This is a genomic window from Stenotrophomonas sp. YJH_SMC_79 (genome assembly GCF_059367995.1).
The window spans coordinates 319,986-340,481 of sequence record NZ_JCAFRK010000003.1; the positions used below are offsets into that span (position 1 = coordinate 319,986).

Genomic DNA, 20,496 nt, shown 5'->3' on the forward strand with positions numbered 1-20,496 from the left:
GTTTCCCGATCCGGCCGCGGCTGGAGGAAAGTGCTTTGACTATCAAGATCGTACTGGCAGTGCTGTTCGTGGCCTGCGTGCTGTACATCCACTTCCGTGGCAAGGTCCGCGCGCGCTGGTCGCGCCAGCTGCTGGACCATTCCAGTTTCATGGCCCCGATCAACGTGGTCATGTACATGTTCTCGAAGGTGCCGACCACGCCGTTCCTGGACCCGGCCAAGGAGTTCCCGCAGCTGGAGCCGCTGCGCCAGAACTGGCAGATGATCCGCGACGAGGCGCTGGCGCTGCGCGATGCGCAGGCGATCGCGGCCTCCAGCACGTTCAATGATGCCGGCTTCAATTCGTTCTTCCGCCGTGGCTGGAAGCGCTTCTACCTGAAGTGGTATGGCCCTTCGCACCCGTCGGCCAAGGCGATGTGCCCGAAGACCACCGCGCTGCTGGAGTCGCTGCCGGACGTGCGTGCGGCGATGTTCGCGCAGCTGCCGTCGGGCAGCGAACTGCGCCCGCACCGCGACCCGTTCGCCGGTTCGCTGCGCCTGCATCTGGGCCTGGCCACGCCGAACAACGACGGCTGCTACATCGAAGTGGATGGCATCAAGAAGAGCTGGCGCGATGGCGAGTGGATGATGTTCGATGAGACCTACATCCACCACGCACACAACGAGACGCCCGATGACCGCGTGATCCTGTTCTGCGACATCGCCCGCCCGCTGCGCTTCGGCCTGCCGAGCCTGTTCAATCGTGCGGTGGCAGCCACGCTGCTGGCCGGTGGTGCGTCGCCAAACCTGCCGGGTGACCCGACCGGTGGCGTCAACAAGGCCTTCGGCAGCGTCTACAAGGTGCGCCTGAAGGCCAAGGCGCTGCGCGAGCGCAGCGTGGTGGCGTATCAGGTCATCAAGTGGGGCCTGGTGGTGGCGGTGATTGCCGGTATCTGGGCGCTTTGATCGTTACATGAGGTTGCCGGCCAGCGGCCGGCACTACCGGAGCATGAAAAAACCCGCGCTGTTGCCAGCGCGGGTTTTTCTTTTGCATGGGTGGGTGCCAACCCTGGTTGGCACGCCTTACTTCAGTGCAGCCTGCACGAACGGCGGGGTCACCAGCACGCCGGTGTGCAGCGCGGCGGTGTAGTACAGGGTGTTGAAGGTCTTGGCGGCCGAGTCGGCCTGGCGGAAGTCGAAGCTGCTGTCGCCCTTGCGCGCCATGGTCACGCTCCACCAGCCGGTGGGGTAGCACGGCTGCGGGAACGGCAGGGTCTTGAACGAACCGAAGCCGGCCTTGCCCATCTCGGTGCGCATTTCGTTGATCAGCTCCAGCTGCATCAGCGGCGACTCGGACTGCTGCACCAGGATGCCATCGTCCTTCAGGGCCTTGAAGCAGCTCTCGTAGAAGGCCTTGTTGAACAGGCCTTCACCTGGGCCGACCGGGTCGGTCGAGTCCACGATCACCACGTCCACGCTGCCGGCCGGGCAGTTGGCCATGTAGGCCACGCCGTCGTCGAACAGCAGCTCGGCGCGGGCGTCATCGTTGGAATCGCACAGTTCCGGGAAGTGCTTGCGCGCCATCACGGTGACCTGCTCGTCGATATCGCACTGGGTCACGCTCTCCACGCCGCTGTGCTTGAGCACCTCGCGCAGGGTGCCGCAGTCGCCGCCACCGATGATCACCACGCGCTTGGGCGCGGCGTGGGTGAACAGCACCGGGTGGCTGATCATCTCGTGGTAGAAGAAGTTGTCCTTGCTGGTCAGCATGATGGCCCCGTCGATGGTCATCAGGTTGCCCCAGTCGGTGGTCTGGAAGATCTCGATCTTCTGGAACGGCGACTGCACCTCGTCCAGCTTGCCGGTGATGCGGTAGCCGATGGCCGAGCCGGTGCGCTCGAAGTGTTCGATGTACCAGTTGTTGCTGTCAGTCATTGAAAACAGTCCTGTTCGGAGGGGTGAAGCCGGGCTGGCGGGCGGGGCCGCGTGGCACAGATGCCACATCCGGACGGATCGGCCCGTTCAGGTTGAAACCTGTCACGGGCGCGGGCGCGCATGATAACGAACCTGTGGGCATATAGGCGTTATCATGCCCCCCCTTTTATTGCCAACAAGGCCGACTGAAATGACCGATTGGTCCCTCGACCAAGCCCGCAAGACCTACTCGATCCCGCATTGGGCGGACGGTTACTTCGACGTGGATCAGGCCGGGCACATGGTGGTGAGACCGACCGGGGCGGACGGCCCGGTGGTGTCGCTGCCCAAGGTGGTCGATGCGGCGCGCGCGGCGGGTGCCAAGCTGCCGCTGCTGGTGCGCTTCCCGGACATCCTCGGCCAGCGCCTGGGCAAGCTGCAGGCGGCCTTCGGCCAGGCCCAGCAGGACTGGGAGTACAGCGGCGGCTACACCGCCGTGTACCCGATCAAGGTCAACCAGACCCGCGGCGTGGCCGGCACCCTGGCCAGCCACCACGGCGAAGGCTTCGGCCTGGAAGCGGGCAGCAAGCCCGAGCTGATGGCCGTGCTGGCGCTGTCGCGCCCGGGTGGCCTGATCGTCTGCAACGGCTACAAGGACCGCGAGTACATCCGCCTGGCCCTGATCGGCCGCAAGCTGGGCCTGCAGACCTTCATCGTCATCGAGAAGCCGTCCGAGCTGAAGCTGGTGCTGGAAGAGTCCAAGGCGCTGGACGTGAAGCCGGGCCTGGGCGTACGCATGCGCCTGGCCTCGCTGGGCGCCGGCAAGTGGCAGAACAGCGGTGGCGACAAGGCCAAGTTCGGCCTGTCGCCGCGCCAGCTGCTGGACCTGTGGAAGTCGCTGCGTGACACCGAGTACGCCGACTGCCTGAACCTGCTGCACTTCCACATGGGTTCGCAGATCTCCAACGTGCGCGACATCGCCAACGGCATGCGCGAAGCCACCCGCTACTTCGTGGAGCTGTCGCGCCTGGGCGCGAAGATCACCCACGTCGACGTGGGCGGTGGCCTGGGCGTGGACTATGAAGGCACCCGTTCGCGCAGCTTCTGCTCGATCAACTACGGCCTGCATTCCTATGCCAGCAACATCGTGCAGCCGTTGGCCAATGCCTGCGAAGAGTTCGGCCTGACCCCGCCGCGCATCGTTACTGAGTGCGGCCGCGCGATGACCGCGCACCACGCGGTGCTGATCGCCAATGTCTCGGAAGTGGAAGAGGCGCAGGAAGGCCGCGTGCCGGACCAGCACGACGACGAGCCGGCGGCGATCCGCCACCTGCGCGAGATCCACGACGAGCTGGACGTGCGCCCGGCGGTGGAGCTGTTCCAGGAAGCGCAGCATTTCCATGCCGAAGGCCTGGCCAGCTACGCGCTGGGCCAGATCGACCTGCCGCAGCGTGCGCGCATCGACGATCTGTTCTACGCCATCGCCCACGGCGTGCGTGCGCGCCTGAGCTATGACGAGAAGAGCCATCGCCCGGTGCTGGACGAACTGAACGAGCGCCTGGTCGACAAGTATTTCGTCAACTTCAGCGTGTTCGAATCGATCCCGGACGTATGGGCGATCGACCAGGTGTTCCCGATCGTGCCGATCGAGCGCCTGGACGAAACCCCGGACCGCCGCGGCATCATCGCCGACATGACCTGCGACTCGGACGGCATGGTGGAAACCTATGTCGAGAACGAGAGCCTGGACAGCTCGCTGCCGCTGCACAAGATGAAGCCGGGCGAGAGCTACCGCATCGGCTTCTTCATGGTCGGCGCCTACCAGGAGATCCTGGGCGACATCCACAACCTGTTCGGCGATACCGACGCGGTGGAAGTGCTGGCCGATGCCGATGGCTATGCCATCACCCAGCAGCGCCGCGGCGATACCACCGACGTGATGCTGGACTACGTGGGCTACCGCCTGGATGAGCTGCGTGCGACCTACGCGCAGCGCGTGGCCGAGGCCCAGCTGTCGCCGGAACGTGCGCAGGAGCTTTCGGAGGCGCTGGAAGCCGGCCTGACCGGTTACACCTACCTGTCCGACGAACCGCTGGTCTGATGGACGGCGCCGGGCCTGCCCGGCGCTACCGTTGCCGATGAGCGCACGCGCGATCTTCCATCTGTTCCTGCATGCCGCCGTGCCAGCGTTGCTGGCATGGCTGTTCTGGCGCAAGCGCTTTGCCTCGGCGTGGCTGCTGATGCTGCTGGGCTGGATCATCGATCTGGATCACCTGCTGGCCGATCCGATCTACGCGCCCAACCGCTGCAGCATCGGTTTCCACCCGCTGCACACCGCACCGGCGATTGCGGTCTATGCCGGGCTGTGCGTGCCGAAGAAAACGCGGTTGTTCGGCATCGGTTTGATGATCCACATCGTGCTGGACGCGATTGACTGCTGGTGGATGCATCACCGTTGATGCTTGGTGCGTGTCGACCAAGGTCGACACCTGCCGGGTGCACGATGGCGGACGGAACTGACGGACTGCTCTGGTGGATGCCGACCTTGGTCGGCGCTTTTGATGCGTGTCGACCAAGGTCGACACCTACCGGGTGCACGAGGGCCGACGGAACTGACGGACTGCTCTGGTGGATGCCGACCTTGGTCGGCGCTGTTGATGCGTGTCGACCAAGGTCGACACCTACCGGGTGCACGATGGCCGACGGAACTGACGGACTGCTTTGGTGGATGCCGACCTTGGTCGGCGCTGTTGATGTGTGTCGACCAAGGTCGACACCTACCGAGGGCGGGTGAACCGGTAGCGCCGGGCGGCGCCCGGCGAGCGCAGCGGTGCGTCACCCCACCGGCAACCACAACGTCGCACGCAGGCCGGGCTGCGCATTTTCCAGCGCCAAGCGCCCGCCATAACTGGCGGCGATATCGCCCACGATCGCCAGGCCCAACCCGCTGCTGCCTTCGCGCTCATCCAGCCGCACGCCGCGCTGTGTGACCTGTGACAGTGACTCCGCGGCCAGGCCCGGCCCGTCATCACGCACTTCGATGCGCAACTGCCCGTCGCGGGCTTCCGCTTCGACAGTCACCTGCTGTTGCGCCCAGCGCCCGGCGTTGTCCAACAGGTTGCCCAGCATCTCTTCCAGATCCGCACTGGCACCGGCGAACTGCAGCGCCGGATCGATGCCTGCCGCCGTGAACGTGATGCCACGTTCACCATGCACGCGCGCCATCAGCCGGCACATCGCCTGTGCGACGGCCGCCACGTCGGTGCGCTGGCGATGGTCTGCGGCCAACCCTGCGGCCAGGTAGCGGTCGACACTGGCCTGCATGCGCGCACTCTGCTCGCGCACGGTGGCACGCCAGTGCGCGCCGTCGCCGTCAGCCTCGGTGGCCAGTACGCTCAGTGGGGTCTTCAGCGCATGCGCCAGATCCTGTGCACTGGTGCGCGCGCGCGCGACCATGCGTTGCTGGTGGTCCAGCAGTGCGTTGAGTTCTTCACCCAAAGGTGCGACCTCCGCGCCCAGACCGCGCGTCTCGATGCGCTGCGCATCACCGCGCCGCACCCGTTCCAGCTGTGCACCGAGGCGATGCAACGGGCGCAGGCCGAAGTGCACCTGGCTGGCCAGCGCCGCCAGCCACGCTGCGACCAGCACACCCAAAGCGATGGCGGTGCGCTGCCGGAACGCGGCCACATCGGCATCCAGCGCGCTGCGGTCGGTGGCGACCACGGCCACGAACGGTTCACTGGCCCGCGGCAGGCGCACCTGCTGCACACGTGCGCGCAGCGATTGCTGCAACGGGCCGGTCAGGTTGCGCGTAGCCGGGCCAGTGGCCGTGGCGGGAAGCGTTTCATCCCACAACGAGCGTGACTGCAGCAGCACGCGGCCGTCGGCACCGGCAATCTGCCAGTAGGCACCAGAGAACACGCGCTGGAAGCGCGCATCGTTCGGTTCCTGGCGCAGCTGCAGCTGGTTGTCGGGGGTGACTTCCATCTGCGCAACCAATGTCAGCATGTCCTGCTGCAGTTCGTGGTCCAGCCGATCACGCGCGCTGCGCTTGAACAGTTCGCCCAGCAGTGCACTGGCCAGCAACGAGACCAGCAGCAGGCCGACGCCACCGGCCAGCAGCAGGCGCCGCCGCAGCGAGGGTTGCCGGCTCACGGCGCGGCCAGCCGCCAGCCCTGGCCGCGCACGGTCTGGATCAGCTCGGTACCGAGCTTGCGACGCACCCGCCCCAGCAGCACATCCAGCGCGTTGGAGTCGGGATCCAAACCGCCTTCGAACACCTGTTCGCCGAGTCGATCACGGCCGATCACCTGGCCGCTGTGGTGGATGAAGTAGCTGAGCAGGCGGAACTCCTGCGGGCTGAGCGCCAGCGGCTGTCCGGCCAGTTCGAAGCGACCGGCGTTGACGTCCAGCTGCAGCGGCCCGCAGTGCAGGCGCGGGCTGGCGTGGCCATGGCTGCGGCGGATCAGTGCGCGCAGCCGCAGCACCAGTTCGTCGGCCTGGAACGGTTTGGTCAGGTAATCGTCGGCGCCGGCGTCGAAGCCGGCCAGCTTGTCGTGCCAGCGCGCGCGCGCGGTCAGCACCAGAACCGGGAAGGTGCGGTCGTTGCCGCGCCAGCGTTCGATCACGCTCAGTCCGTCCAGGCCGGGCAGGCCCAGGTCGACGATGGCCGCCTGCAGGTCCTCGATCTGGCCGATCTCCTCGGCCTGTCGGCCGTCGGCGACCACGTGCACCACGTAGCCGGCCTGCTCCAGCAGGGGCACCAGGCGCTGTGCCAGTGCGGCATCGTCTTCGGCCAACAGGATGCGCATCAGTCGTCCAGCTCCGTCTTCAGCAGCTTTCCGCTGCGCGCATCATAGTCCAGCTCGGCCACCACACCGTCGTCGCGCAGGATCTCCACTTCGTAGACGCCGTCGTCCAGCTCCACTTCCAGCAGCTGCCCCGGGTAACGCTTGAGTGCATCGCGCACCACGCTTTCCAGCGGCACGTAACGGCCCTGCTGCACAGCGCGACGCGCGACCTGCTGCGCCGGATCCTGCACGGGCGCAGCGGCGGTCGGGGCGTTGGCCAGGGCCAGCAGCAGGGGCAGGGTGGCGAGCATCGCGGGCGTGTGAGGGAAGGGAACCAGGCGTGAGTGTGCAGCGGCCGACTAACAGCGGGCTAACAGGGTCGGCTAAGGGGCTGTTAACCACCCCGTGCATCGTGGCGTTGCCGGGATGGTCCGGCCATGAACACGAACAGGAGAAACCCAATGTTGAAGTCGCTTGCCCTCGCAACCGTCGCTGCCCTGGCCATCGTGCCGGCCGCTCAGGCCGCACCGCTGGGCATGGCCCAGGTTGAACAGACCCTGCGCAAGGCCGGTTACACCCAGATCCACGAGATCGAGCGTGATGACAGCCTGTGGGAAGCGGACGTGAGCCGCGCCGATGGCCGCTTCAGCGAGGTCTACGTGGACCCGAAGACCGGCGAGATCTTCGACGAGCACAACGGCCGCGCGCTGCTGACCACCGAGCAGGTGCTGGCACGGGCACAGGCACATGGCCTGCGCGAGATCCATTCGTTGGAACGTGATGGTGCGACCTGGTCGCTGGAAGCGCGCAATGCCCGCAACCAGAAGGTGGAGGTGCGCCTGAGCGGTTATGACGGCCGCATCCTGCACAGCGAGCGTGATGGCTGGCTGGACTGATTCGCGTGCCGGTAGGCGCCGACCTTGGTCGGCACACGGGGAAAAAGCGTGTCGACCAAGGTCGACACCTACAGGACACGTGCACTGGTAGTGGCCGACCTTGGTCGGCACACGGGGAGGAAGCGTGTCGACCAAGGTCGACACCCACCGGCACATGCGAGGCCGACACCTGCAGGACACGTGCACTGGTAGTGGCCGACCTTGGTCGGCCCAGGCCCGGCGCGGGGCGCTACCAGCCGTACGGCGGCGGGTAGTCCCAGTAGCCCGGGCCACGGCCGTAGTAGCCGCCATACGGGCCGAAGAAGCCCGGGCCCTTGCCTTCGCTCACGTGGATGTTGACGTTGACCCCGTGGGTCTTGCCCTCATCGGTGGTGTAGTTCTTGCTCAGATTCAGCGTGGCGGCGTTGTAGTGGCTGTTGCCGCCGTTCTTGGAATAGCCGATGCCGGTGGTGAAGCTGCCGGACACCTTGACCTTGTCGTCGGTCACGTCAGCGACCTTCGCGTCGTCGTGCACGCGCGGACCGCTCTTGTCACCGTAGTACGTGCCCGGCGGATCCTGTTTCAGGCTCGCATCGTTGAGGTAGCGCATCGGCGCCTGCGGCAGCGTCAGGTCCAGGCCGGCGGCCTGCGGCGCGGTGGCGCCGGCGGCAGACTGGGCCAGTACGGTTCCCGGCAGGGCCAGGCACAGCAGCAGGGTCAGGGGGCGGATCATGACGGCGCTCCAGCGGACAGGTGGCCACGCAACACGCGGCGGTACAGGCCGACGCTAGCAGGGGCTGCTTGAATGATGCCTGTCGGCACCCGCTAGCGGTAGAGCCAGGCCATGCCTGGCTGCACGCTACAACCGCCCGAACCCGAACAGTCCTTCCAGCGCATGCCTGCGCTGCTCGATCCGGGCCCGCAGCAGCTGGGCGCCGATCATCGAATAGGTGATGCCGTTGCCGCCGTAGGCCATGGCGAAATGCACCCGTGGGCCCCACTGAGCGTGCGGGCCGAAGAACGGCAGGCCGTCGGCGGTCTCGGCGAAGGTGCCGCCCCAGGAGAACGCCGCGACCGGGTCCAGCCGTGGGAACCAGTGCTGCAGCTGCTTCATCAGCTTGTCGGCCTTGCGCTGCACGCGCCGGTCGCGGCGGGCCGGGATGTCGATGGCGTCGTCCAGCCCACCCACCAGCAGGCGCCGGTCGCCGGTGGCACGCAGGTACAGGTACGGGCGTGCGCTCTCCCAGACCATTGTATTGCGCAGCCGGCCCAGTACGTCCGCATCAATGGGGTCGGTAATGAAGGCATAGCTGCTGCGGTTGCGGGCGACGCGCTGATCGAGCCAGCGCTGGTTGGCATAGCCCATGGCCAGCACGACATGGCGGGCGCGGATCGTTGCGCCGGCTTCGGTGCGCGCGGTCACCCCGCGCGCGCTGGCGTCGAGGCTGTGCAGCACCGTGCGGTCATGCACGTGGCCGCCGCGCTGGCGCACGCGCCGCAGCAGTGCATGGGTCAGCCGGTACGGATCGACCCGGGCTGCCTGCCGGGTCAGCAGGGCGCCGCCGGCGTCCACGTCGAAGCGCGCCTGCAGTGCCCCAGGGCCCAGCCAGCGGGCATCCAGGCCGATGCTGCGCCGCGCCTCTCCCTCGGCCATCAGGCGCGGCACGTCGCGATGGCGGCTGGCCAGATAGAGGCTGTCCATGCGCTGGAAATCCACGTCCTTCAGGCCGCGCGCCACATTGCCCAGCGCCGGAATGGCCTCGGCACAGGCGAGGTAGGCCGCTGCGGCGGCGTCGTGGCCGTAGCGCTGGGCCAGTTCCAGCAGATGGGTATCGATCTCGTACTGCAGCAGCGCGGTGCTGGCAGCCGTGCTCCCCCAGCCGATGTCGCGCTGCTCGATCACCGCGACATCGTGCCCATGCCGGGACAGCTCGTCGGCGATCAGCGCGCCGGTGATGCCGCCGCCGACCACCAGCACGGCGCAGCGCAGGTCCTTCTCCAGCGGCGGGAACGCCTGGATCAGTCCGTTGCGCACCGCCCACCACGGGTAGCCACTCTTCAGGTCCATGGGCGCATGCGGCTCAGGCTGTGGGGCGACCGGTATGCGGGGTGTGGATCAGTTCGGACAGATCGAAGCCCTGCAGGCGCGCGGTCGCCAGATAATGGTCCTGCACGGTGGCGTCCAGACGCGGCTCGCGGGCCAGCAGCCACAGGTACTTGCGGTCCGGGCTGCCGACCAGCGCCACGCTGTAGTCCGGGGCGACCTGGATCACCCAGTAGTCGCCCTTGGCGAACGGCAGCCAGCGCAGGCCCTTGGGCAGGAAGCTGACCTCCAGGCGCGCGCTGTCGTTGTCCACGGCGCAGGCCTCGCCGGTGGCTTCCTCGATCTCGCCGTCCATGCGGCAGCGGTTGGTGACGCCGACGTTGCCGTTGTCGAGCAGGGTGTAGTGCGCCGACACGTCGGTGCAGCCTTCCGGTTCGTGGCGCATCGGCAGGCGCGCGATCTCGTACCAGGTGCCCAGGTAGCGGGGCAGCTTGAGGTCGGCGACGGTCTTCAGCGGCGGGTGGTCGGTCATCGGCGGTCGTGGCAGGGGGGGAGTCTCCACGATGCCGATGGCCTTGCCATGGGCGGGTGAAGCCGGAGCGATGGCCGTGTCCAGAACGTTCCGTCGCCGCTGCGGCGTGCCCGTTGTCACCGGTGCAGCGGTATGCTGCCGCCAGCGCCGTGTTTTCCTGATCCAACCGAAGTGGAGGTGCCGATGTACCAGGTGATCCTGTTGAAGAGTGAATCCGCGTTCGCACGCGAGCAGTGGCCGCAGGTTGACGACCTGGTCGACTACGAGGGTGTGGCCTACAGCCTGCGTGCCGGCCCGCGCCAGCCGCTGCCGACCGACCACGACTGGCACCCGGTGGCGGTGTATGCGCCCGATGAGATCACCGAGGAAGAGTTCCAGGACTGGTACGCCCTGCAGCAGCCAACCGTGGAAGAGCTGCGCCTGAAGTACTGATACTGCTGCGGGTCCCCCATCCGCCCTTTACCGGCTCTGCCGTATAGTCGCGCGCAGGCGCGGTGGTCCGCGCGAAACGGTGTGGCTGGCGTGTCTTCTTTCCTGCGATCGATCCGTGCACGGGGGCCCTGGCTGGGCCTGCTGCTGTGCACTGCCTTCCTGCTGTCCGCACCGGTGCTGGCACAGGATGAGGACCCCACGCCGAAGCAGCAGCTGGCGGATATCGATGCGAAGCTGAAGGAAGTCGACCGCAAGCGTGGCGATGCCGCGGCCATCGAAACATTGGCCATGCTGTCCGAGGATGCTTCGAAGGCACGGCGTGATGCAGAGGCGCTGGAGAAGGCGCTGCAGCCGCAGCTGGACCGCCTCGACGAACAGCTGGCGCAGCTGGGCACGCCTGCCGAGGGCGCCACAGAGCCGCCGGAACTGGCGGCGCAACGGCGCACCCTCAACAAGCAGCGCGACGGACTGGCCGCATCGGTGGCCCAGGCCAGGACCAGTGCCGTGCGTGCCCAGCAGCTGGCGACCGACATCGACCAGCAGCGCACCGCACAACGCACGGAAGAACTGGGGCAGAAGGTCGCCTCGCCGCTGTCGCCTGCGTTGTGGAGCAAGGTGGCCGAGCGCCTGCCGATCGATATCGCGCGCGTTGCGCCGCTGGCCGAGCAGGGGCGTGACACGCTGATCACCGGAATCCGCACCAATGGCTGGGGCACGCCCTTGCTGGGCCTGCTGGCCGCGCTGGTGATGATGTTCCCGCTGCGGCTGTGGCTGCGCCGCCTGGGGCGGCAGTTCGCCGCGTCCGACCAAGCGCCCGATGGTCGCCTGCGCCGGTCTGGCCTGGCCATGTGGCTGCTGCTGGTGGGGACGCTGCTGCCCGGTTATGCGGTAGTGGTGCTGATGGCAGCATTGGATGCCGTTGATGCGATCGCGCCGCGCCTGCAGGTGGTGGCCGACGGTCTGGAAACCGCGACCTTCCGCGCTGCCTTCATCGCTGCGCTCAGCGCCTGCCTGCTGGTGCCCAAGCGCCCGTCATGGCGATTGTTGAACCTGGACGACACCGCCGCGCTCAAGTTGCGCAAGTACGCCTGGGGCGCGGCGGCACTGGCCTGGCTGAGCACGGTGCTTGTGGCGATCGATCAGGCCACGCGCACCAGCGATGTGACCACCGTGGCGCTGGATGGGCTGATTGCACTGACCTACCTCGGCCTGATCATGGCCATGCTGGTGACGCTGGCGCGCCTGCATCGGAGGCAGACCGCCGAGGCCGAGGCCAAGCTGGAAGCACAGGCCGATGGCCTTGGCGTGAGTACGCCAGTGCGCCGCAGCAGCTGGCTGGTACTGGCCCGGGTAGCGGGCAATATCGCCGTGGTGGCCGCCATCATTGCCACGTTGCTGGGCTACCTGAATTTCGCCAAGTTCGTGAACCAGCAGCTGATCGGCGGCAGCATCGTAGTGCTGGCCGCGACCCTGCTGTTCAAGTTCGTCGATGACCTGAGCACCTGGATGCTCAACGCCGACAGCAAGGTCGGCCAGACCATCCTGCTCAGCACCGGCCTGAGCGTGTCGCGGCTGGAGCAGGCCGGCGTGCTGCTGTCGGCAGCGCTGCGTACGGTGGTCGTGCTGCTTGCACTGCTGGCGCTGGTGGCGCCGTTCGGCAACATCGGCGCGGTGGTGGAGCGCTTTTCTTCGCTGTTCACCTCTGGATTCGATATTGGCGGAACCAAGTTGGAGCCGGTGCGCATCGTGCTGGCGGTGCTGGTGCTGCTGGCTGGCCTGGCCGTTACCCAGCTGGTACAGCGCTGGCTGACCGACACCTATCTGCCCAAGACCGAGCTGGACCTGGGCGCACGCAATTCGGTGAGCACCGTTGCTCGCTACGTGGGCATCATCATCGCGGTGATCTGGGCGTTGAGCGCGATGGGCCTGCAGCTGAGCAAGCTGGCATTGCTGGTCAGCGCGCTGTCGGTGGGTATTGGCTTCGGCCTGCAGGTGATCACCCAGAACTTCGTCTCCGGCCTGATCCTGCTGGCCGAGCGCCCGGTGAAGATCGGCGACTGGGTGAAGCTGGGCGACCAGGAGGGTGACATCCGCCGCATCAGCCTGCGTTCGACCGAGATCCAGGTGGGCGACAAGTCGACGTTGATCGTGCCCAACTCCGAGCTGGTCACCAAGACTGTGCGCAACATGACGATGGGCAACAACCAGGGCCGCATCCAGATCCAGTTCGCGGTGCCACCCAGCACCGATGTCAGCAACCTGCGCCAGGCGCTGCTGGATGCGTACACCGCGCACACCAACGTACTGGAGCAGCCGGCACCGACGGTCTACATCGACAGCATCGCCGGTGGCCAGATCACCATCAACAGCTTTGCGTACGTGGCCAGTCCGCGGCAGGTCTACGCCACCCGCAGCGATCTGTACTTCAGCCTGCTGCAGATCCTGGCCGAGCGGAACATTCCGCTGTCGACCCCGACCGACATCCACATCACCCGCGATCCGCAGGAGTAGGGGTTTCTTTGCAGGGCTGCGCCCTGCACCCGCGGTAGTGCCGGCCGCTGGCCGGCAACTTCAACAGCAACAGCAAAAGCTGGTTTCCTGAGGGATGGCGGGGCGGGTCCGGTTGCGGGGGGCGCTGCAAGTACGTCCATGTAAGCTCGGTCGCCGCTTGCTCGTGTGCGCTGTCCTGCGCACACGGCAAGACCGGGGTTGGGCGTCCTGCCCAACCCGCCCGAGGCATGCCTCGGGCCCATGCGGCTGACACCCCCGCAACCGGACCCACCCCACCTTCGACAGTTTTCCGCGATCTGTCGGAATGGCATGGCGTGCTCTTGGTGGGTGTCGACCTTGGTCGGCACGTAGATCCACGCCATGCGTGGATGTTCTTCGATCAATTGTCGAAATATTCGATTTCGATCGAGTTTCATCCGCGCGTGGCGTGGGTCTACCAGACGCTAGGAACCTGTCAGAGGTGGGGCGGTGTCGGAGTGCGGGGTGTCAGCCGCATGGATGCGGCTGCCAAGCCTCCAGGGACGGATTTACGGCGTCCCCGCACTCCGACACCGCCCCGCCCAACCACGGAATGCACGCTGTTGCCGTTGCTGTTGCTCCGGCTTGTGGCGGGTGCAGGGCGCAGCCCTGCAAAGAACCCTATCCCCGCGGTCGGCTGCGGGATGGCACCAGTGCGAACGTATCCACCGCCAGCTTCTCGGCGTGGTTCAGCCACGCGCGGATCTCCAGATCATCCACCTCGTGGTCCAGCCCGAACGACACGTTGATCTTGCCGTCGGCATCGGGTTGCACCCACTGCTGGGCCAGCACCACCTTGCGCTGCGAGGACACCGCCTCGATCCAGAAACCACGATCCGGGCGCGTGCTCGCCACCAGCTGCAGCATGTACTGGCCGGCGCGGGTACGGCGGCCCTTCTGCGTGATCATGTGCGCCTGGCGCACGCTCGGGCGCGGGCCCTGGAACGCGTCCAGTGGCGCATCCACGGCGATGCCGCCACGCAGGTCGTTGTCGCGGTACAGCTTGATGCCGTTGTCACGGTTGACCAGCAGGGCACACCAGTCTCCGTCGGCCGAGCCGTCCTCGAAAGCGGTGCATCGATCGACATAGGCCAGGGTGTTGTCCGGGTTTGCGTCGTCGAACTGGCGCGAGGTGTTTTCCAGGTACACCGACTTCAAACCCCAATCCTTGTCGTACTCCAGCAGCACCGGTGGCTGCACGTGCTGCAGGCCCACCACCACCTGGTCATCGCCATCGATCTTCAGCTCGCGGGTCGGTTCACCCAGCCACAGCGAACGCGCGAAAGCCAGGTACTGCGGGTAATCGCGGCCGCCATCGCGCTGGGTGGCCACGCTGGCGCTGGGCGCACGCTGGGTATCGATCAGCGAACGGCCAAAGCCCATCGTCTTCAGGTTCGGGTCCAGCAGGCTGAGCAGGGTCGCGCCCGAATCCAGAGTGGTGCCGGCGTCGGCGCTGAGCTGCTGGGGGGCAATGCCATCGCCCAGGAACAGCAGCAGGTTCTCGCGCTTCTGCCGGGTCAGGATGTGGGTCAGATCGTTGGGCATCGCCAGGTGGTCGGAGGCGATCACGATCAGCGTGTCCTTGCCGTACGGGCTGGCCTGGATGCGCTGCACCAGCTGCGAGATCAGCCGGTCGCTGCACTTGAGCGCGTTGAGCATGTTGATGTTGCCGTACTGGCTCTGGTAGCGCTCGCCCTTGCACGATACCGGCAGGTGGCCAGCCGGATGATGGGTGTCCATGGTCAGCGTGGTCAGCATGAACGGCGAACCGGCACGCGAGAGCTGCTCGAAGCGCTGGTAGGCGGTATCCAGCAGCACGTCGTCGTGCACGCCCCAGGCCGAGTAGTGGATGCGGCCGATCTTCTTCTGCTGCTTGAACCAGGCCAGGTCATGCACTTCGTCGAAGCCGTGGCTGGCCAGGAACTGGCCCTTGCCGGCGAACTGGCCGTTCGCACCGCCAAGATAATGGTTGGTGTAGCCCTGCTGCTTCAGGTAATCGCCCAGGCACACCGCCTTGGGCAGGAAGCTGCCCATGCGGTCCATGCTGTTCTCATCGCCCTGCGAGGTGGTCAGCGGCACGCCGCACATCGACGACACCAGGCCGGCGATGGTCCAGCCGCTGCCCTCGGCCGAGGCCAGCCCGCGCACGTCCAGCGACTTCGCGGCCAGGCGGTTGAGATGGGGCATCAGGCCCGGGAACACGTTCTCGTCCAGGTAGGTGCGCTCCAGGCTCTCGCCGTAGATCCAGACGATGTTGCGCGGACGCTGCAGGGGCTGCGTCGGTACCTGGTACTCGGGGGCGATGCGGGCGAAGTCGACCGGACGCAACTGCTGGTAGAGGCGTTGGCCGTCGCGGGCCAGTGGGCTGATCATGATCGTGGCCACCCACACGGCCGCGAACCCGGCGAACAACGCGCCACCGTGGCCGGGCCGGCGCCAGCGCTTCACCCGCGTGGCGAACAGCGGCAGCAGCGAGACCAGCGCCAGCACGATGAAGCCGGCGATGTAGCCCTTGAAGTCGGAGACACCGGCGCCTTCCATGTCGGCGCCGAGGTGGTACAGCGTGGCGGCGTTGAGCCCATCACCGGACAGTTTGTCGATCAGCCACCACGCACTGAGCGCGAGCAGCAGCAGCGAGAACGCACCGGCCTTCCACCACACCCACTTGTCGGACGCGAGGAACAACCAGCACAGCAGCAACAACGACAGCAGCAGTATCCAGAGCATAGGCAGCTTCGGCAGTGACGGGGTGGTGGTGATGGACGTCGTACCGACGCGTGTCCATCCGACCGACGCTGCCGCAAGCACATTCACATGACAGGCCGATGACCCGATAGTGCATGCACGAACCTGACTGAAATGTTTGTTGAAATGACGCGCGCGCAATCGCGCTCAGAAGGTAAAACGAGCGTGAAAGGCTTCGTTGGATTGCATTAAAAACCGCATGAATACGGGTGTTTTCGCAGATTCGCTAGCGATGCCCGCGTTCTTCCCGTGCCCGTGCACGACGGTCGAACAGCAATGCACTGGTCACGATGCCAAGGCCGAGCACCACGCCGATGAACAGCAGAATCAGGGCGATGAGCGGGTAGCCGAACAGGTGCCAACCGGTGTCGATCTTCATCATCATTGCCGCCGCCATGATCAGTGCCGCGCTGATGATGCCGGCCGCTACGCGGTTGGCGATCTTCTGCAGGTTTTCCATCAACCGCGATTCTTCCAGCCCGGTCACCTTCATCTGCAGGCGATTCTCCGCCAGCAGCGCCATGATGTCCGACAGCTTGCGCGGCCCATCGCGCAGCAGCTGCTGCAGCTCCATCGCCTCGCTGGCGAGGTTGGCCGCAGACAGGGATTTTTTCAGGCGCGCACGCATCACGTGCTGCAGCTGCCGTTCGACGATGCGGCGCGTATCCAGGTCCGGTGCCAGCAAGCGGCATACGGTTTCCAGGTTGAGCAGCGCCTTGCCGAGCAGGCTCAACTCCGGCGGTGTACGCAGGCCGCAGGCGGTGGCGATGCGCACCATGTCCAGCACCACGCGGCCTTCGGAGAAACTGCCACTGGCCGCATAGCGTGCGATCAGCTGGCCGGTCTCGCGCAGGTAGCGCTCTTCGTCGAACGCCTCCAACCGCGTGCTGATGCTGATCAGGTCGTCGGCCACTTCCTCGCCGCGACCATCGACGGCGGCGAACAGGATCTTCAACAGCCGCTCGCGCAGGCGTGGTGGCATATGCGCGACCATGCCCAGGTCGAAGATCGCCAGGCGCCCATCCGGCATCACCCGCAGGTTGCCGGGATGCGGGTCGGCGTGGATCTCGCCATGCACGAAGATCTGGTCCAGGTAGCCGCGGATCAGCGCCGCCGCCAGCGGGTCCATCGATTGTTCGGTGCGGCGCACATCGGGAATCGCGTCCACGCGCACGCCGGTGGCCAGCTCCATGGTCAGTACGCGCTGGCTGCTGTAGTCCCACAGCGGCTGGGGAATCCACAGGCGGCGGAACGGCTTCAGGTGTCGGCCGAAACGGGCCAGGTTCTCAGCCTCGGCGTGATAGTCCAGCTCCTGCATCAGGGTCTTGGCGAACTCGTTGAGCCAGTCGCGCAGGCGCACGCGGCGGCCGACCTGGGTCAGGTGGTCGGCGGCCAGCGCGAAGCTGCGCAGCGCCTCCAGGTCCGAGCGCAGTTGTGCAGCCACTTCAGGCTTCTGCACCTTCACCGCCACCTGGCGGCCATCGTGCAGCACCGCGCGATGCACCTGCGCGATCGACGCACAGCCCAGTGGCTCGGGATCGAACGCGGCGAACAGCTTGTTCACCGGGGCGCCCAGTTCCTGCTCGACGATGGCATGGATGCGCTCGACCGGAATCTCGGCCACCTTCTCCTGCATGCGCTCCAGTGCGGTGGCGAACTCCACCGGCACCATGTCCGGGCGGGTGGACAGCATCTGGCCCAGTTTGACGAAGGTCGGCCCCAATGCTTCCAGATCGCTGACGAACTGCTCCGGGTTGCCGTCGGCCGGCACGTCGGCCTGGTTGCTGGCGGCGTCCAGGTTCATGCCCGAGAACACGCCCGAATGGCGGTAGCGCATCAGCAGGCGCAGGATCTGGCTGCGCCGGTTCATGCCTTTGACCAGCGGGGGATTGCCATTGGCGGTGGGCGGATTGCTCAAGCGGAACTCCCATGCGGCAAAGACGGTCGTGCCGGCCGCTGGCCGGCAATGTCCGGATTCCGCAGTGTCGCCGGGGGGCGGTAGGCACGCGGTGAATCCGACCGCTTCCGCAGCCGCCCCGGTATCGGTCAGAATCCGCTCATTCCCTCTCTGGACTTCCCATGGCCGGTGCCAGCCTGTTCGCCCTGCTCGACGATATCGCCACCCTCCTCGACGATGTCTCGGTCCTGACCAAGGTCGCGGCGAAGAAGACCGCCGGCGTGCTGGGCGACGACCTGGCGCTGAACGCGCAGCAGGTTACCGGGGTCAACGCCAACCGCGAGCTGCCGGTGGTGTGGGCGGTGGCCAAGGGCTCGCTGGTCAACAAGGTGATCCTGGTCCCGGCGGCCCTGGCGATCAGCGCGCTGGAGGCTTGGCTGCACAGCCGAGGCTGGAACGTGCCGCTGATCGTGCCGCTGATGATGATCGGTGGTGCCTTCCTCTGTTTCGAAGGCGTGGAGAAGCTGGCGCACCGCTTCCTGCACTCAGCCGAGGACGACGCCGAGCATCAGGCCGAACGGCGCAAGGCACTGTCCGATACCCAGGTGGACATGGTGGCGTGGGAGAAGGACAAGGTAAAAGGCGCGATCCGCACCGACTTCATCCTCTCCGCCGAGATCATCGTATTGACCCTGGGCGTGGTCGCTACCGCATCGTTCACCAACCAGGTGGTCACCCTGGCCGTGGTTGCACTGGCGATGACGGTCTTCGTCTATGGGCTGGTGGCGGGCATCGTCAAGCTCGACGACGTCGGCCTGTACCTGTCGCGCAAGGGCGGTGCCATCGCTGCCTTCGGCCGTGGCCTGGTGGCCTCGGCGCCGTGGCTGATGAAGTTCCTGTCGGTGGCCGGCACCATCGCCATGTTCCTGGTCGGCGGCGGCATCCTGGTGCACAACGTGCCGGCGCTGCACCACGCGGTGCAGGCGCTGGGCGGCGAAGGGCAGTGGGGCTGGCTGATCAGTGCTGCGGCCAACATGGTGGTCGGCATCATCGCCGGCGCCATCGTGCTGGCGGCGGTGACCGGGTTCCAGAAACTGCGCGGGAAGTAATCACCGGCGGGTCGCAAGGTAGAGGCCGACCTTGGTCGGCGCTTTGTTTCCCGCGTGTGCCAACCAAGGTTGGCACCTACCAAAGCGGTTTGCGGCGGGCCGGACGGTCAGCCCGCCTGCACCCGGTTCTTGCCCTGCCGCTTGGCCGCATACAGCGCGTCATCGGCGCGGCGCAGCAGGGTTTCGGTATCGTCGCCCGGCTGCCATTGCGCCAACCCGGCACTGAAATGCACTGGCACGCGCCGGTCCTGCACGGTCAGCACGCGGTGCGCCAGCGAGCGCTGCAGGCGCTGCACGGTGGCCATGCTGTCGGCACCCTGGGTTTCCGGCAGCACCAGCACGAACTCGTCGCCGCCCAGCCGTGCGATGCCGTCGGTGGCGCGCAGCAGCAGCTTGCACACGGCCACCAGGTGCTGCAGCAATGCATCGCCACCGGCGTGGCCGTGCGCCTCGTTGGTCAGGTGGAAATCATCCAGGTCGATCACCGCCACGCCCAGCGGTGAGTTGTTGCGCGCGGCACGCGCCAGTTCACGCTGCAGCAGTTCGTCCAGGCCGCGGCGGTTCAGCGCCTGGGTCAGTGGATCGATGCGTGCCAGGTCACCAGCGGCACGCAGTTCCTGCTCCAGCTCGGCAATGCGCTGCTCTGCACGTTCCACTTCCTGCCGCGCATTGGCCAGGTGATCGCGGGCCTGCGCGGCCTGCTGCTGCACCTTGCCGGTGTCGCGCATCACGTCCTGCAGCAGCTGATTGAGGTCGGCGATGCTGCGTGCCTCGCGCAGCTGCAACGCGTAGCTGCCGATGCGGTCGTGGTATTCGCCGGTGCTGGTGGCCATGCCATCCATGCGCTCGATGAACTCGCCCATCAACCCGCGCATCGCCGCCTTCGAATCGTCGATGCCCTGGCGCAGCAGGCCCTGCTTGTAGATCACTTCGCGCAGTTCAGCGCGGGTACGCTCGACCGCTTCAGCTTCCAGCGGCCCGTCCAGCAGCTGGCGTACCGCAGCGATCTGGCCCTGCAGCCAACTGCGGTCGTCCAGCAGTTCGCTCACGTTTTCCAACAACAGCGCGAACAGCTCCAGCAGCAGCGCCTGCTGCTCCTGCCAGCTCTCGGCGCGCACGCCGACCTGGTGGCCGAGTTCGCGCACGCCCTGTTCGATCGGCTCCAGTGCGGTACCCGGCTGCCACTGGCGCAGGCGCGTGGCCAGGGCCTGCGCTTGTTCGCGCAGATCCGGGTCGTGCTGCAGCAGGGCCACCACGGCGCCACCCAGCAGCAGCCGCAGCTGCTCGGACAGGCGCAGGCTTTCCGGCTGCCCGTCCGGCGAATGCTGTTCGATGGTGCGGATGTACTTGTCGATCAGCTGCCGCATCGCGCGCCCATAGCGCGGCCAATCGGCGCTGGCCTGCGCCGACTGCAGGCGGTCGCCCATGTCGCCCAGTTCGCCGGGCAGGGTGGCCATGCCGTTGGCGAACGCCGCCAGCAGCGGTTCCGGTGCATCGGCCCCCGCGAACAGCTGCTGCAGGGCCACGCCACCGCCACCCTGCAGTACCACGCGGTCGCCCAGCCCATCGTCCACCACCGCGCGCACGCGTGCCGGCGGCCCAAGGGCGGTACCGGGGGCAGGGCGGTGGTCGGGCTGGTCCGTCATGGAGC

General features: G+C 66.8%; 16 protein-coding genes and 1 pseudogene. 7 read left to right on the forward strand and 10 right to left on the reverse strand.

Annotation, left to right across the window (positions count from 1 at the left end):
* Positions 1-35: 35 nt before the first annotated feature.
* Positions 36-944, forward strand: coding sequence for an aspartyl/asparaginyl beta-hydroxylase domain-containing protein (locus AC5P57_RS12505; protein ID WP_262235447.1), 909 nt, complete (start codon positions 36-38; stop codon positions 942-944).
* A gap of 117 nt (positions 945-1,061) precedes the next feature.
* Here the strand turns inward: AC5P57_RS12505 and speE are convergent, their stop codons facing one another.
* Positions 1,062-1,913, reverse strand: coding sequence for a polyamine aminopropyltransferase (speE, locus tag AC5P57_RS12510; protein WP_251102148.1), 852 nt, complete (start codon positions 1,911-1,913; stop codon positions 1,062-1,064).
* Positions 1,914-2,103: 190 nt separating this feature from the next.
* Here speE and speA point away from each other — a divergent pair, with 190 nt between their 5' ends.
* Together speA and AC5P57_RS12520 are read left to right on the forward strand one after the other, a co-directional pair.
* On the forward strand, positions 2,104-3,993 hold the full coding sequence (speA, locus tag AC5P57_RS12515; RefSeq protein ID WP_012512349.1) for an arginine decarboxylase: 1,890 nt from the start codon (positions 2,104-2,106) through the stop codon (positions 3,991-3,993).
* Positions 3,994-4,030: 37 nt separating this feature from the next.
* A complete protein-coding gene (locus AC5P57_RS12520) occupies positions 4,031-4,351 on the forward strand; it encodes a DUF6122 family protein (RefSeq protein ID WP_006474656.1) in 321 nt (106 codons plus the stop codon).
* Between the two features lie 376 nt (positions 4,352-4,727).
* Here AC5P57_RS12520 and AC5P57_RS12525 read toward each other — a convergent pair whose 3' ends face one another.
* Genes AC5P57_RS12525 through AC5P57_RS12535 form a run of 3 tightly spaced genes read right to left on the reverse strand, consistent with a single transcriptional unit; the run spans position 4,728 to position 6,993 of the window.
* Positions 4,728-6,047 (reverse strand): sensor histidine kinase, encoded by a 1,320-nt coding sequence (locus AC5P57_RS12525; RefSeq protein ID WP_495219599.1) that lies wholly within the window; start codon positions 6,045-6,047, stop codon positions 4,728-4,730.
* Positions 6,044-6,703 (reverse strand): response regulator transcription factor, encoded by a 660-nt coding sequence (locus AC5P57_RS12530; protein ID WP_262235445.1) that lies wholly within the window; start codon positions 6,701-6,703, stop codon positions 6,044-6,046. The genes AC5P57_RS12525 and AC5P57_RS12530 overlap by 4 nt, the downstream gene beginning before the upstream one ends.
* On the reverse strand, positions 6,703-6,993 hold the full coding sequence (locus AC5P57_RS12535) for a PepSY domain-containing protein (protein WP_099554886.1): 291 nt from the start codon (positions 6,991-6,993) through the stop codon (positions 6,703-6,705). The genes AC5P57_RS12530 and AC5P57_RS12535 overlap by 1 nt, the downstream gene beginning before the upstream one ends.
* A gap of 150 nt (positions 6,994-7,143) precedes the next feature.
* Between AC5P57_RS12535 and AC5P57_RS12540 the strand changes: the two genes are divergently transcribed.
* The gene (locus tag AC5P57_RS12540) at positions 7,144-7,578 is read left to right on the forward strand and encodes a PepSY domain-containing protein (protein ID WP_043034271.1); all 435 of its coding nucleotides are present in this window, start codon (positions 7,144-7,146) and stop codon (positions 7,576-7,578) included.
* Between the two features lie 229 nt (positions 7,579-7,807).
* On the opposite strand, the gene AC5P57_RS12545 is transcribed toward AC5P57_RS12540, so the two are convergent.
* The 3 genes from AC5P57_RS12545 to AC5P57_RS12555 all read right to left on the reverse strand — a co-directional run bounded on the left by AC5P57_RS12545 (position 7,808) and on the right by AC5P57_RS12555 (position 10,133).
* The gene (locus tag AC5P57_RS12545) at positions 7,808-8,290 is read right to left on the reverse strand and encodes a hypothetical protein (RefSeq protein ID WP_099554884.1); all 483 of its coding nucleotides are present in this window, start codon (positions 8,288-8,290) and stop codon (positions 7,808-7,810) included.
* Between the two features lie 126 nt (positions 8,291-8,416).
* On the reverse strand, positions 8,417-9,625 hold the full coding sequence (locus AC5P57_RS12550) for an NAD(P)/FAD-dependent oxidoreductase (protein WP_142806900.1): 1,209 nt from the start codon (positions 9,623-9,625) through the stop codon (positions 8,417-8,419).
* A gap of 13 nt (positions 9,626-9,638) precedes the next feature.
* Positions 9,639-10,133 carry a lipocalin family protein gene (locus tag AC5P57_RS12555; protein WP_099554880.1) on the reverse strand — a complete coding sequence of 165 codons (495 nt, stop codon included), beginning with the start codon at positions 10,131-10,133 and terminating at the stop codon, positions 9,639-9,641.
* Positions 10,134-10,316: 183 nt separating this feature from the next.
* Between AC5P57_RS12555 and AC5P57_RS12560 the strand changes: the two genes are divergently transcribed.
* Positions 10,317-10,565: a hypothetical protein gene (locus AC5P57_RS12560; RefSeq protein ID WP_006399378.1), complete on the forward strand. Its 249-nt coding sequence runs from the start codon at positions 10,317-10,319 to the stop codon at positions 10,563-10,565.
* Positions 10,566-10,646: 81 nt separating this feature from the next.
* Positions 10,647-13,076 (forward strand): DUF3772 domain-containing protein, encoded by a 2,430-nt coding sequence (locus tag AC5P57_RS12565; protein WP_262235444.1) that lies wholly within the window; start codon positions 10,647-10,649, stop codon positions 13,074-13,076.
* A 639-nt stretch (positions 13,077-13,715) separates the two neighbouring features.
* Here AC5P57_RS12565 and AC5P57_RS12570 read toward each other — a convergent pair.
* Positions 13,716-15,821 carry a phosphoglycerol transferase I gene (locus AC5P57_RS12570; RefSeq protein WP_142806898.1) on the reverse strand — a complete coding sequence of 702 codons (2,106 nt, stop codon included), beginning with the start codon at positions 15,819-15,821 and terminating at the stop codon, positions 13,716-13,718.
* A gap of 244 nt (positions 15,822-16,065) precedes the next feature.
* Positions 16,066-17,712, reverse strand: a pseudogene (locus tag AC5P57_RS12575) (ABC1 kinase family protein); the annotation flags it as partial.
* Positions 17,713-17,918: 206 nt separating this feature from the next.
* On the opposite strand from AC5P57_RS12575, the gene AC5P57_RS12580 reads away from it, so the two are divergent.
* Positions 17,919-18,845, forward strand: a complete 927-nt coding sequence (locus AC5P57_RS12580) for a DUF808 domain-containing protein (RefSeq protein WP_099554040.1) — start codon at positions 17,919-17,921, stop codon at positions 18,843-18,845.
* A gap of 107 nt (positions 18,846-18,952) precedes the next feature.
* Here the strand turns inward: AC5P57_RS12580 and AC5P57_RS12585 are convergent, their stop codons facing one another.
* Positions 18,953-20,491, reverse strand: coding sequence for a GGDEF domain-containing protein (locus AC5P57_RS12585; RefSeq protein ID WP_099554042.1), 1,539 nt, complete (start codon positions 20,489-20,491; stop codon positions 18,953-18,955).
* Positions 20,492-20,496 lie beyond the last annotated feature (5 nt).